The sequence below is a fragment of the Rhodococcus sp. AG1013 genome (genome assembly GCF_003350365.1).
GTDB lineage: Bacteria > Actinomycetota > Actinomycetes > Mycobacteriales > Mycobacteriaceae > Prescottella.
Genome location: NZ_QQAT01000028.1, coordinates 46,402 through 59,772 on the forward strand (window position 1 = coordinate 46,402; position 13,371 = coordinate 59,772).

The 13,371-nt window shown below is 68.1% G+C and carries 10 protein-coding genes; 6 read left to right on the top strand and 4 right to left on the bottom strand.

What is annotated here, in order from left to right; translation table 11 throughout:
• Positions 1 to 191: 191 nt before the first annotated feature.
• Positions 192 to 3,125, bottom strand: a complete 2,934-nt coding sequence (locus DEU38_RS25305) for an Ig-like domain-containing protein (protein ID WP_258558156.1) — start codon at positions 3,123 to 3,125, stop codon at positions 192 to 194.
• 221 nt (positions 3,126 to 3,346) lie between these two features.
• Entirely contained in the window at positions 3,347 to 6,538 is a 3,192-nt protein-coding gene (locus tag DEU38_RS25310) for an Ig-like domain-containing protein (protein ID WP_258558157.1), read from the bottom strand.
• 553 nt (positions 6,539 to 7,091) lie between these two features.
• On the opposite strand from DEU38_RS25310, the gene DEU38_RS25315 reads away from it, so the two are divergent.
• A complete protein-coding gene (locus tag DEU38_RS25315; protein ID WP_114724140.1) occupies positions 7,092 to 7,580 on the top strand; it encodes a PaaI family thioesterase in 489 nt (162 codons plus the stop codon).
• Between the two features lie 83 nt (positions 7,581 to 7,663).
• Here the strand turns inward: DEU38_RS25315 and serS are convergent, their stop codons facing one another.
• Both serS and DEU38_RS25325 read right to left on the bottom strand, forming a co-directional pair.
• Positions 7,664 to 8,923 (bottom strand): serine--tRNA ligase, encoded by a 1,260-nt coding sequence (serS, locus tag DEU38_RS25320; protein WP_114724167.1) that lies wholly within the window; start codon positions 8,921 to 8,923, stop codon positions 7,664 to 7,666.
• Positions 8,924 to 8,953: 30 nt separating this feature from the next.
• Positions 8,954 to 9,376, bottom strand: a complete 423-nt coding sequence (locus DEU38_RS25325; protein ID WP_114724141.1) for an ankyrin repeat domain-containing protein — start codon at positions 9,374 to 9,376, stop codon at positions 8,954 to 8,956.
• A 51-nt stretch (positions 9,377 to 9,427) separates the two neighbouring features.
• Here DEU38_RS25325 and DEU38_RS25330 point away from each other — a divergent pair, with 51 nt between their 5' ends.
• From DEU38_RS25330 to DEU38_RS25350, 5 genes are all read left to right on the top strand, one after another.
• Positions 9,428 to 10,510 (top strand): septum formation family protein, encoded by a 1,083-nt coding sequence (locus tag DEU38_RS25330; RefSeq protein ID WP_397484759.1) that lies wholly within the window; start codon positions 9,428 to 9,430, stop codon positions 10,508 to 10,510.
• Position 10,511: 1 nt separating this feature from the next.
• Positions 10,512 to 10,862, top strand: a complete 351-nt coding sequence (locus DEU38_RS25335; protein WP_114724143.1) for a metallopeptidase family protein — start codon at positions 10,512 to 10,514, stop codon at positions 10,860 to 10,862.
• Positions 10,863 to 10,986: 124 nt separating this feature from the next.
• Positions 10,987 to 11,295 carry a PE family protein gene (locus DEU38_RS25340; protein ID WP_114724144.1) on the top strand — a complete coding sequence of 103 codons (309 nt, stop codon included), beginning with the start codon at positions 10,987 to 10,989 and terminating at the stop codon, positions 11,293 to 11,295.
• 55 nt (positions 11,296 to 11,350) lie between these two features.
• Positions 11,351 to 12,577 carry a PPE domain-containing protein gene (locus DEU38_RS29715; protein WP_114724145.1) on the top strand — a complete coding sequence of 409 codons (1,227 nt, stop codon included), beginning with the start codon at positions 11,351 to 11,353 and terminating at the stop codon, positions 12,575 to 12,577.
• Positions 12,574 to 13,368, top strand: a complete 795-nt coding sequence (locus DEU38_RS25350) for an ESX secretion-associated protein EspG (protein WP_114724146.1) — start codon at positions 12,574 to 12,576, stop codon at positions 13,366 to 13,368. The genes DEU38_RS29715 and DEU38_RS25350 overlap by 4 nt, the downstream gene beginning before the upstream one ends.
• The last annotated feature ends 3 nt before the right edge of the window (positions 13,369 to 13,371 follow it).

Genomic DNA, 13,371 nt, shown 5'->3' on the forward strand with positions numbered 1-13,371 from the left:
TCCGGGGCGCGTTGCAGGGCCCATGCCACCCCCTGCAACCAACCGCAGCCCGACTCCGCGTCTGAAATGCGGCTCGAACTCTACCGGACAAACGTCCAGATCAGGATCGAACGAGGGATTCGACCAGTGGAACGACTGTGGCCCCCGGACCATCAGGTCCGGGGGCCACAGTCTGCGTCAGTCGAGAGGTGTCAGGACCCGAACCGCAGCCCGCTCAGGCTGCCGAGAGACCCCGTCCCCAACGACCCGAAGCTGCCCGTGCCGTCACCGGACTCGGCGACATCGAGCACCTGCACCTGGGACGTCGAACCCGCCACGCCCGGGCCGCCCGAGTAGACCGCGTGAATCTGATGCGGACCGCTCAGGGTGAAGGTGTGCGCGACCTCAGCGAAGCCGCCCACCACCGGCACCGGCTGACCGATCTCGACGCCACCGTCGAAGAACTGCACGGTGCCCGGCAGCGACTGCGCACCGATCACCTGAGCCCTCAACGTGAACGGCGTGCCGGCCGTCGCGGATGTAGTCGACGTCATGACCGCCGACGTCTGGACGTCCACGGGGTTCGGCGCGGACACCTCGACCGGACGCTGCGTCGACGTGGATCCCGCGAAGCCCGAGTCGGGCTGGAACACCGCGGTCATCTGACGCGTCCCCGGGGCGGTGAACGTGTGCTGAAGTGACGCCGAGCCGTTCAGCAGGGCTACCGGCGAACCGATCAGCGAATCGCCGTCACGGAACTCCACCATTCCCGTCGGGACAGCTGTCCCGCTCTGCGCCTGCACCGTCGCCGACAGCGTGGTCTCCACGCCGGTCGTCGCCGAACCCGGAACACCCAGCAACGTCACGGTCTGGATGTCGACCGGAGCCGGATCGGTCACCGTGATGTTCTGACCCGTGGCCGTCGAGTTCGTGAACCCGGTAGCACCCGCGAACTCGGCCGTAACCGTATACGTATCAGCAGCATTGAACGTGTATGGCACTGCCGCAGCACCACCCGACACCGTCTGCGGCGATCCCACCGCGACACCGTCGACCTTGAACTGCACCGAACCCTGAGCGTTCGACGGTGACACCTGAGCCGACAGGCTCACCTGCTCACCAGTCGTAGCGGTCGCCGGCACCGACACCGTCGTCGTGGTCTCCTGATCCGGATCAGTCACCGTCACCGCCTGGGCCGAAGTGGTAGAGCCCGCGAAACCCGCAGCACCGGTGAACTCCGCCGTCACCGCGTACGTGTCAGCGGCATTGAACGTGTGCGCCAGAGTCGCCGAACCACCCGACACCGTCACCGCAGCACCAACCGTGCTGCCGTTGACCGAGAACTGCACCGTTCCTTGAGCATTCGACGGAGTAACCGTCGCCGACAGATCCACCGACGCACCCGTCACCGCAGAACCCGGCACCGTCAACGACAACGACGTCTGCTGATCCGGATCCGAAACCGTGACGTTCTGAGCCGACGCAGTCGAATCCGTGAACCCGGCCGCACCCGTGAACTCAGCGGTCACCGAGTACGAACCCGCAGCACCGAACGTATACGGCAGCGTCGCAACACCACCCGACACCGTCTGAGGCGAACCCACCGCGACACCGTCGACCTTGAACTGCACCGTGCCCTGAGCATTAGCCGGAGCCACCGCCGCCGACAGGCTCACCTCGGAACCGGTCTGAGCCGTACCCGGCACCGTCAACGACACCGACGTCGTCACATCAGGATCCGTCACCGTCACCGACTGGGCCGCCGCCGACGAATCCACGAAACCGGGGCCGGCCGTGAAATCGGCAGTGATGCTGTGCGAGCCCGCAGAGGTGAACGTATGCGGCAACGTCGCAACACCATTCACCACGACAACCGGAGAACCGATCGGGGCACCATTATCCGAGAACTGCACCGTGCCCTGAGCATCCGAGGGAGACACCGTCGCCGTGAGATCCACCGACGAACCCGTCACCGCAGAAGCGGGAGCGGCAAGCGCCAGCGAGGTAGTTACATCGGGATCGGTGACCGTGACGTTCTGTCCCGGGGCCGTCGAGTTCGTGAACCCGGCAGCACCGGTGAACTCGGCCGTCACCGCGTAGGTGTCAGCCGCGTTGAACGTGTGCGGCAACGTCGCCGAACCACCGGACACCGGAATAGCCGTACCCACCGGAGCGCCGTTCACCGAGAACTGCACCGAGCCCTGAGCATCCGACGGCGACAACGTCGCCGTCAGATCCACCTCGGCACCCGTCTGGGCCGAACCCGGAACCGTCAACGACAACGACGTCGCCACATCAGGGTCGGTGACCGTGACGGACTGCGCGGCCGAAGTCGACCCGAAGAAGCCGGCGCCGGGGACGAACTCCGCGGTGACGCTGTGCGCGCCGACCGAGTCGAATGGATGAGAAAACGTGGCCACACCGTTCACCGGCGTCACCGGCGAACCGATGTTCACACCGCCGTCCTTGAACTGCACCTGGCCGATCGCGTTGGTCGGGTTCACGGTCGCTGTCAGCGTCACCGGCTGCCCCGTCGTCGCGGACGTCGGCGCCTGGAGTGTGGTGGTCGTGGCGAACTCCTCGACCCTGACCTTCACGTTGAACGGATTGGCACCCTTCGGGTTTCCGGAGAACGCCCACACGTCCAGCAGCACGCCGCTGTCATACGTACCGAACGCGAAACTGTCCGGTACCCGGTAGCTGGTCTCGAACGTGACGTTCTGCCCGCTCTTGACGATGAACCCGTTGCCGAAGGCGTTGCAGCCACTGCCGCTGCACTTGGCGCTGACGCCGCCATCCGACTCGTTGGTGAAGGTGGCCTTGTTCGTGGCACCCAGGTACGTCACCTTGGGGCTGCCCGACACCAGCGTGAACCCCGCGGGCGGCACGTCTCGAAACTTCGGAATGTAGCGCTCCACACCACTGTCCACCCAGATGGTGCTCTTGTATGTGACCGTGTCGCCTCGATGGAGGACGTTGCTACCGATCACTTCCTTCTTGAACTTGACGTTGTCGGACGAGCCCTGGTTGCTGGCCGGAGGTGGATCGGCCGCGAAGGCCAGGCCACTTCCCGCGACCAAGAGTCCGACCGCCGCTACACCCGCTACGACCGGTGTAGCGAGCCGCCGCAAGGATGACAAACCCACTGAATCCTCCCTCAGGTATGCGCTTCCCCGACCCAGCGGTGTAAAAAGAATGCCGACGCTAGCTGGACTGCAGCGTCACCGTTTGCTGATCGTTGCAGAGTCGTTTCTCGGCAACCGCCAAGAGCGATTTCCATTCGCCAACAATCATTTTCGGATCTGACGATCTCAGGCGCGGCCCCGTCTCCGCATGGAGGCGAGACCGCGCCTGGATCAGGAACTACTTACGAGCCGAACTTCAAGCCACCAAGAAGGCCGCCGAATAGTCCGCTCAGACTGCCCAAGCTTCCGCTCGGGTTGCCCCCGGAGACCTGGACGGTCTGCGAACCCGAGGTCGAGTTCGCGATGCCCTGGCCGCCACTGAACACCGCGTGGATGCTGTGCGCACCCGACGTGGTGAAGGTGTGGTTCAGAACCGCCGTGCCATTGACCACCGGCACCGCGTCCCCGATCGGGTTGGCCCCGTCGAAGAACTGGACCGTGCCGTTCACCGCAACGTCACCCGCACCGGTCACCTGCGCCGACAACTGCACCGAGGTTCCGGCCGTCGCGTTCGCCGGCACCGTCACTACGGTGGCCGTCTCGACGTCGGCCACTGTCGGCACCGTGACCACGACCTGCTTCGCCCCGGCGGTGGAACCGGCAAACCCGGTCGCGCCGCTGAACGTCGCGGTGAGGGTGTGCGTGCCCGCCGCGGTGAAGGTGTGCGCCAATGTGGCAACACCGTCAACCACCGGAGCTGTTCCGATCGACGTTGCGCCGTCGAAGAACTCGACAGTGCCGCCGCTCGGGACGACCTCCGCAGTCGCGGCGTTGTACACGGTTGCGTACAGATCCTCCGACTCACCGGTCTTGGCGTTGCCCGGGACGTTCAGCATCGTCGTGGTGTCCGCCTCCACCGGAGTGGGATCCGAAACCGCGATCGTCTGCGCAGACGCAGCCGAGTCCGTGAATCCGACCGCACCGGTGAACGCTGCAGTCACATTGAACGAGCCCGCGGCAGCAAAGGTGTGCGTGTACGTTGCCGCACCGCCCGACACCGTGACCGGAGCACCGACCGGAGCACCGTTCACCGAGAACTGCACCGTGCCAGCAGCATTCGCCGGAGTGACCGCAGCAGACAGATCCACCGCAGCACCCGTCTCGGCCGTGGCCGGAACCGTCACGCCCAGAGCCGTCTCCACATCCGACGGAGCCGGATCCGAAACCGCGACGTTCTGAGCCGACGCCGTCGAACCCGCGAACCCGGTGGTTCCCGAGTACACCGCGGTCACTGCATACGAACCCTCCGCATTGAACGTGTACGGCATGCTCGCGTGACCGGTGCCATCGACATTCACCAGAGTACCGACATCACTGCCGGCGACCTTGAACTGCACCGTGCCACCGGTCGGAACCGGGGCAACCGCAGCAGACAACGTCACCGAGGAGCCCGTCTCAGCGGTGCCCGGGGCCGTCACGGTGGTGGTGGTCTCGGTGTCCGGCACCACCGGATCGGTCACCGTCACGGTCTGTGCACCCGCGGTCGAGCCCGCGAATCCCGCTCCACCGGTGAAGGTGGCCGTGATGCTGTGCGAACCGGCCGAGGTGAACTGATGCGACAGCGTCGCAACACCGTTCGAGACCGTCACCGGCTGACCGATGTCGGTGCCGTTGTCCCGGAACTGCACCGAACCGACCGCATTCTGCGGAGTGACGTTCGCCGTCAGGTCCACCGCTGCGCCGGTCTCCGCGTCCTGCGGGACCGTGAGCTCAGTCGTCGTCGTGGTGACCGGATCCGTCACAGTGACGTTTTGCGTCTGCGCCGCAGTGGAGGCAGCGAATCCGGCGTCACCGGTGAATGCTGCGCCGACCGCGTACGAGCCGGCAGTGGCGAACGTGTGCGGCAGCGTCGCAACACCGTTGGACACCGTCACCGGCGAACCGATGTTGCTGCCGTTGGCCGTGAACTGCACCGTGCCGGAAGCATTCTGCGGGGCGACGTTCGCGGTGAGCGTCACCTCGGCCCCGGTCGCGGCGTTGGCCGGAGCCGACACCGTCGTCGTGGTCTCGACATCCGGAACCACCGGATCGGCGACGGTCACGTTCTGGGCTCCCGCGGTCGAACCCGTGAAGCCGGGTGCGCCCGTGAAGTCGGCCGTGATCGCGTGTGCGCCGGCCGCGGTGAACGAGTGCGACAACGTCGCCGCGCCGGACGCCACCGTCACCGGGGAACCGATGTTGTTGCCGTTGTCCTTGAACTGCACGGTGCCCGCGGCATTCGCCGGGGTCACGGTGGCGGTCAGGTCGACGGCCGTGCCGGTCTCCGCGTTCTGCGGAACCGTCAATCCCAGCGTCGTCGCGACATCGACCGGGGTCGGGTCGGACACGGTCACGGTCGAAGCCGCCGACGTCGAACCGGTGAAACTACCGGTACCGGTGAACACCGCCGTCACCGAGTGCGAACCGGCAGACGTGAACGTGTGGTCCAGGCTGGCCGACCCGCCCGCAACCGGCACCGGGGAGCCGATGTCGGTGCCGTTGTCCTGGAACTGCACCGAGCCCGTCGCGTTGTTGGGCGCGACGTTGGCAGTCAGTGTGACCGGGGTGCCGGTCTCCGCCGCGGCCGGCGCAGCGAGGGTAGTGGCGGTCGACACCTGAGCAGCAACGACATTGATCGTGGCCAGCGGGCCGGCGCCGGCGTTGAGCCCTGCGCCCTTGTCGTCGCGCGGCGTGCACCGCGTGGGCGCCCACTGGTTCCCGAAGAAGCTCGCCAGCGGCAGGAAGGTGTAGTAGCTCTCATTGGCGTTGTAGTTCGCGGCGCTGCCTGCTGTGCGCACCGTCGGCGTGATCACACCGGCTGACCCAGCCACCATGGTCACGTCGACAGCGGGCAGTCGGAACCAGCTGTCACCGCCGGTCCCGTTGCCGTTGAGGTCCTTCTTCAGCTTGGGTGCCCGAATGCCACCTTCGCTGTTGGTACTGGTGCTCGGCCCATTCGAGATGGTCTGATTGTTGCCGGACAGTCGCAGGATGTTTCCTGCGGCGTCAGGGTTTCCGGAATCGTTGACCCTCAGGACGCCGGGGGCCACACCATCGAGATTGATGGCCGTGCCGGGCACGACCGAGGCGCTGACGAACGTGGCGTTCGCCGGAATCTGATAGTCGACCTTCAGCCGCGACACGTTCGTCGTGGTCGCGCCCGAGTCCGAGTTGGGGTACGAAGCGCCAACCGGCTGTATCCGGTAGGTGAATGTCTCACCCGGTGCCACCGTGGCAGGAGCGTCCACAGTCATCCCGGTGTCCGCAACCTTGTGCACGGTGATTGTGGCCGATGCCTGACATGCGTTCTTGAAGTTCGTCGTGTTGACGACCGCATTCGCCGGGCTCCCGATCAGGAGCGTCCCGGCGACGAGCGCTGTGCCTGTGAGTGGCACGACACAGCGCCTCACTATCGAATTTTGCATACTCGCTTCCTTTGCAGAAGTTGCGGATGGGGGGAGGGGAAATCCGCAGAGGTCCGCACACCATAACGGCGGGATTACGCCTATGTGTCGGTTTTGCCGACCAAACGTCCAAATGTTGCTGGGGATTTGCCAAACACACGTTTGTTACCGGCCGGTACGTCCGATCCGGAAGAAACCCTCGGCCGCCACATGGACACGGAGGCGAAAAAATAGCTTCCAACTGGGTCAACATGCCTGGACATGAGTCCAGTACCATGTCTAGCGTCGCCGTGTGTCCAGAATCGGGAACTTCACCTCGGGATTAACCCTTACGCTTCACCCCGCACCGAAATGAGCCCCAAACTCGACACCGATGGCCCCGCCCTCGCCGAGACGCCGACCGGGAATCGACCCGCTACGGCGAACAAAGAATTGATCACTCCTACATACCGCAGGGTATTATTGAATTGAATTCCAGAAATGGAATTCGGCCCGGCCAGCCACCGGGCCGCGAGCCCGCACCGCCGCGGGTACGGTCTGACGGGTGTCTCCCGAACGTCAGCGCACCTACACCTGGAACGACCCCGCCCCGATCGCGGATGCCAACCGGAACCTCAGTGGACTCGAGTTCGTCCGCGGCCTGGTCGACGGCACCGTCCCGCACCATCCCACCGCGAGCACCCTCGGCTTCCGCGTCACCGACGCCCGCGAAGGCTTCGTCGAGATCACGGCCGAGCCGGCCGAGTGGCACTACAACGCCGTCGGCAGTGTGCACGGCGGCGTCATCGCCACGATGATCGACACCGCGATGGGCTTCTCCGTCTCGAGCACCCTTCCGGCCGGCGTCGGATACACCACCCTCGACATCACCGTCCGGTACATCCGCGGCATCAAGGCCGAACAGGGATCCATTCGCGTGCACGGCTTTTCGGAGCACACCGGCCGCACCACCGCCACCGCACGGGCCGAGGTCCGCGACGACCGGGACCGGCTGCTGGCGACGGCGTCCACCACCTGCCTGATCCTGCGCTGACCCCGAAAACACTTCGGCCGAATGTCACATGCGTTCGGTCCAACTGAACGCATGTGACATTCGGCCAACACCAAAAGTGAGCACTACGGCGCCGTCAGCACCTCACGGCCGACGAACGGCACCAGGGCGGCGGGGACCTTGACGGAACCGTCTGCCTGCTGGTGGTTTTCGAGGATCGCGACGAGCCAGCGCGTGGTGGCGAGGGTGCCGTTGAGGGTCGCGGCGGTCTGCGGCTTGCCGTTCTCGTCGCGGTAGCGCACCGCGAGGCGGCGGGCCTGGTAGGTGGTGCAGTTCGACGTCGACGTCAGCTCGCGGTACTGCTGCTGGGTGGGAACCCAAGCCTCGCAGTCGAACTTGCGGGCCGCGGACGAACCGAGGTCGCCGCCGGCGACGTCGATGACGCGGTACGGGAGCCCCATCGCGTCCAGCATGTCGCGCTCCCAGGCGAGCAGACGCTGATGCTCGGCGTCGGCGTCCTCGGGCTTGCAGTAGGTGAACATCTCCACCTTGTCGAACTGGTGGACGCGGATGATGCCGCGGGTGTCCTTGCCGTAGCTGCCGGCCTCGCGCCGGAAGCACGACGACCAGCCCGCGTACCGCTTGGGGCCGTCCGACAGGTCCAGGATCTCGCCCGAGTGGTAGCCCGCGAGCGGGACCTCGGACGTGCCGACGAGGTACAGGTCGTCGTCCGCGAGGTGGTAGATCTCGTCGGAGTGCTGGCCCAGGAAGCCGGTGCCCTGCATGATCTCGGGGCGCACCAGCACCGGCGGGATCATCATGGTGAAACCGTTGGCCATCGCCTTCTGCGCCGCGAGCTGCAGCATGCCGAGCTGGAGCATCGCACCGAAGCCGGTGAGGAAGTAGAACCGCGAGCCCGACACCTTGGCGCCGCGCTCCATGTCGATCAGTCCCAGCGACTCACCGAGCTCGAGATGATCCTTGGGCTCGAAGTCGAACGTCGGGATCTCGCCGACGGTCTCGAGCGTGATGAAGTCGTCCTCGCCGCCGGCGGGCGCACCCTCCTGCACGATGTTCGAGATCGCGCGGTGGGCGGCCTCCATCGCGGCCTGCGCCTCGTGCTGGGTCGCCTCGGCGTCCTTCACCTTCCGCGCCAGTTCCTTGGAACCCTCGAGCAGCGCGGGACGCTCCTCCGGGGACGCCTGCCCCACCTTCTTGCCGAACGCCTTCTGCTCGGCGCGCAGGGTGTCGCCGGCCAGGACAGCGGCGCGGCGGGATGCATCGGCCTCGAGCAGCGCGTCGACCAGACCGGGGTCTTCACCGCGGGTGCGCTGCGAGGTGCGGACGGCGTCGGGGTTCTCGCGAAGGAACTTGAGGTCAATCACGACCACAAACCCTACTTGGTGACACCACGCTCATTCCGGGTGCTTCCCCAATATCTGCAGATAGTCGTCGCGTCCGAACATGCGTGCGGCATCGAGCGCCGACGGCTGACCGGCCGCCGCGTCGGCCCCCGCGTCCACGAGCGCGGCCACCACGGCGTCCTCGCCCTTGAACACGGCACCCGCCAGCGGCGTCTGTCCGCGGTCGTTCGGGCGGTTCACGTCGGCGCCCCGCTCGATCAGCGCCCGGACCGCGTCGGTGTGCCCGTGGTAGGCCGCGAGCATCACCAGCGTGTCGCCGCTCGCGTTCGTGAGGTTGACCGGGACCCCGGCGTCGACGTACTGCGCCAACGCGGTCGCGTCGCCGGTCCGGGCCATGTCGAACAATCGACCGGCCAACTCCTGTACGTCTCCCGGCAGGTCGCCGTCGTGCTCACCGGGATGTTCCTCACTCATGTCGGACGAACCTACGCGGAAACTTCGGCATCTGCCCCCGATGCGGGCATTATGGAACCAATGTCCGACGATCAACCGCAGCCGACACCACAGCCGGAGCGGCGCCGACACGTGTCCGCGCCGGTGACCAGGCGTGCTCTTGCGCTCGTCGCGATCGGCGCGGTGATCGCCGCCATCGCCACCATCTTCGTCTCCGGCGGTTTCGACCGCGGCGAGAAACTGCCTGTTCACACGGGTGGCGTGGGACCGCAGCCCACCGGCGCCGTCGCCGGCGAGGCGTTCGGCTCGGCCACCACCGGCGATTGCCTCACATGGAGCAGCGCCGACGCCAGCGACCTCGAGAAGGTCGACTGCGCGCAGGCGCACCAGTTCGAGGTCGCCACCGATGTGGACCTCAGCCTGTATCCGGGCGTCGAGTTCGGTCCGGGCTCCAAGTTCCCCGGTGTACTGCGCTTCTCCGAACTCCGCGACGAACACTGCGCGCCGGCCGTCAACAACTACCTGGACGGACGGTTCGACCCCAAGGGCAAGTTCAGCGTCGGCCTGATCAATCCCGGCGAGGCCGGCTGGGCCGCCGGCGAACGCACCATCCGCTGCGGCCTGCAGTTCTCCGGTGTCACCGGAACACTGCTGCCCATCGAGGGCCGCGTCGCCGAGCAGGACCAGTCGAAGGTGTGGAACGTGGGCACCTGCATCGGCATCAACCAGAACGTCCCGTCCGATCCCGTCGACTGCGCGCAGTCGCACGCGTTCGAGGTGGTCGGCGTGATCGACCTGGCCAGCCGCTTCCCCGGTGGCATGCCCTCCGTCGAGGACCAGGACAAGTTCCTCGAGGGCGCGTGCACCGAGGCCAGCAACGGCTACCTCGGCTCCCCCGACACGCTGCGTGACAAGACCCTGACGCTGTTCTGGGACAACCTCGACCTCGACAGCTGGCTCGTCGGCAGCCGCAAGATCAACTGTTCGATCGGCAAGGAGGTCGACGGCAGCGGATTCGCGACCATCGTCGGCAGCGCCAAGGGCGACATCCTCATCAACGGGCAGGCGCCCGTCCCGCCGCCGCCCGCGCCCGAGGGCCGTTCCGTGCCGACCCCGCTGCCCGGCGCCGCGCCGCTCCCCCCGGCCGGGGGCTGACATGCCGGTGACCATGACGGCCGCTCACTTCGAGGAGCTGGTCTCGGAAGCTCTCGACCTCATCCCGCCTCAACTGGCCGCGGGAATCGACAACGTCGTGGTGCTCGTCGAGCCGCGCAACGACGAGGAGCCGACCCTGCTCGGGCTCTACCACGGCATCGCCCTCACCGAGCGGGACAGCCACTACGGCGGCGCCCTGCCCGACACCATCACCATCTACCGCGACGCGATCCTCGACGTGTGCCACACCGAGGACGAGGTGGTGCACGAGGTGATGGTCACCGTCATCCACGAGGTGGCGCACTACTTCGGCATCGACGAGGACCGGCTGCACGAGCTCGGCTGGGGCTGACCCGTCCCGATCCGGTCGAATTCGAATGGAACCGACCGCTCGCTTTCGGCGTCCAAGCAATCAAGGGACGAGTTTCATCTGCTCGCCCCGGTTGCCATCGACCCCGATTCGAGGAGATACCCGCATGTCGGATCACGTGTTCGTCGACCCTGACGTCCTCCTCGCCGCGGCCACCGAACTCGACGCGCTCGCCGTCCGCCTGCAGGTCACCCTCACCGCGGCGGCACCGGCCCTCACCGTCGCGCCGTCCGGCGCCGAGGAGGTGTCGGTGATGGCGGCCGGGTACTTCAACGGCCTGGCGAACAGCTTCAGCCCGGCGGCCGGGCGCAGCATCGAGGAACTCACCGCCGCCGCCGCGATGCTCCGCACGCAGGCCGCGACCTACCGGGACGAGGACCAGACGATCGGGACGTCGCTCGCGGCCGGCATGTGACCACGCCGGACCGGGACCTGCCAGCCACATTCGAGGGGAACGAGGAGAACACAGCATGACCACTGGTGTCACCGGAGTCGTCTGGATGCCGCGCGGTGCGACCGTCAATTCGACGACGCTCACCGCGGGCGCGGGGCCCGTGCCGCTCAGCGCGGCGAGCCCGGCGTGGGCCGCGGTCGCGGAGAGCTTCGCCGACGCCGGCGCGACGCTGAACAGGGTGATGGCGGAGCTGCGCACCGGCTGGGAGGGCGTGGCCGCCGAGGCCGCGCTCGGCAGGATCGCCCCGTTCGCCGCGTGGGCCGAACAGACCGCGACGCTCGCCGCGGACACCGCGACCAAGGCCTCCGTCGAGGCCGGCGCCTACACGTCCGCAGCGCTGACCATGCCGAGCCTGCCCGAGATCACCGCGGTCAAGGCAGCCAAGACCGCCGCCTACAGCACCGGCGGCGTGGTCAACGGCTCCGCCGCCGTCGCCGAGGCCGCCGACCGTGCGATGGACATCCGGGCCGGGCTGGTGATGGAGGCGTACGAGGCGGCGTCGAGCATCCTGGCGACACCGGGATCCTTCACGCAGCCGCCGCCGCTCACCAACGAATCCACCGCCGGCCTCGAGTCCCGCGACGCGGGCGAGGTCGCCCGCCGCCGACTCGAGAACGACTTCCGCACCGACCCGGTCGGCACCATCGCCGCGGCGGCGACCGCCTTCGCCCAGAACCCGACCGTCATGGCGGCCGCATCGCAGGTCGGCACGGTCGCGGGCACCGTCTCGGGTGCCACCTCCGCCGCCGCCAACATCGGCGGTGCCGTGCTCGGCGGCGTCGCCGGTGGCGCCCCCGCGGTCCTGAACACGTCCACCGCGCCCACCTCGGGTGCAGCCGGGGCCGCGACCGCCGGCGGCGCCGGCCGGGGGTCCGGCTACACCGCCGCGCGCGCCGCGGGAGTCAGCGGTGGGGCCGGCGGCGCGCGGGCCGCCCTCCCCGACGGCTGGGCGCAGGCCGGGCAGCTCGACGGGTCGGGCTCGCGCAGCGCCCCGGGGACCGGTGCCGGACCGGCCACCGGCCCGGGCTCGATCGACGCAGCCCGCGCCGACGCGTCGGCGGCCGCGGCCGCCCGCGGGACCGCGATGGGAGGCGCCCCGATGGGCGCACACCGCGGCGCCCTGGCCTCCGACGAGGCCGAGCACGCCACCCCCGGTTACCTCAAGCAGTTCGAGCACTTCGCCGACGGGCGCACGGTGATCCCGTCGGTGATCGGCGCCGACCTGCCCGAGGACGGGCGGTGATCGACTTGGGCATCGAACCGGTGACCGCAACCCTGCCGTCCGCGACCCTGCACGTCGACGAACTCGACCTGCTGGTGGACCTTCTGGACATCGACGTCCTGCCGGTCGTGCTCGACGCGGCCCCACGATTCGATTCGCTGCCCGAGCGGGACCGGGTCTTCCGATCGGCGCAGGACTCCCTCGCGGCGGCCGGGCTGATCGACGGGATCGCGGTGCACCCGGAACTGGCCCGCTGGCTGCGCGCCCTCGCCCGGCCCCGCGACGAGATCGCCCTGCGCCGCTACATCGACGGCACCGTCGCGCGACTGTGCCTGGCCCGCGACGACGAGATGGCCGTGCTCGCGCTGCGCAGCGGCGACACGTTCACCGTCCAGCGGCTCGAGCACGACCTGGCCGGGCCGATCGTCCACGCCCTCGGTGGTGCCGAGCCCCTCGCGTTCGGGGTGGTCAACCGGCCGACCACGGACCTCGGTGCCGCCCTGAACCGGATCGTCGACCCGGGCACGGCGGCCGCCCAGCTGACGGCGATCGGGGTCCCGGCCGCGGAGGCCGCCGTCGTCGGGCCGGCGTTCGTGGGCTGCACGACGTTCACCGAGATCGTCGGAATCGTGCACGAAGCCGGGCATCCCGGTCTGATGCACGGACCGGTCACGGTGTTCGACACCGCCGCCGGGCGCATCGTCGGCACCACCAGCGTCGCCACCGACGGCACCCCGTGGACCTCGTTCAGCCCGGGCACCCCGGGACGGCTCAGGCAGGCACTCGACGGCCTGCTCGCGCAGCTCGACTGACCG

Excerpts from the sequence above, each read along its gene's own strand:
- DEU38_RS25325 (WP_114724141.1), bottom strand. The coding sequence starts at position 9,376 with ATGAGTGAGGAACATCCCGGTGAGCACGACGGCGACCTGCCGGGAGAC.
- DEU38_RS25330 (WP_397484759.1), top strand. The coding sequence starts at position 9,428 with ATGGAACCAATGTCCGACGATCAACCGCAGCCGACACCACAGCCGGAG.
- DEU38_RS25335 (WP_114724143.1), top strand. The coding sequence starts at position 10,512 with ATGCCGGTGACCATGACGGCCGCTCACTTCGAGGAGCTGGTCTCGGAA.
- DEU38_RS25340 (WP_114724144.1), top strand. The coding sequence starts at position 10,987 with ATGTCGGATCACGTGTTCGTCGACCCTGACGTCCTCCTCGCCGCGGCC.
- DEU38_RS29715 (WP_114724145.1), top strand. The coding sequence starts at position 11,351 with ATGACCACTGGTGTCACCGGAGTCGTCTGGATGCCGCGCGGTGCGACC.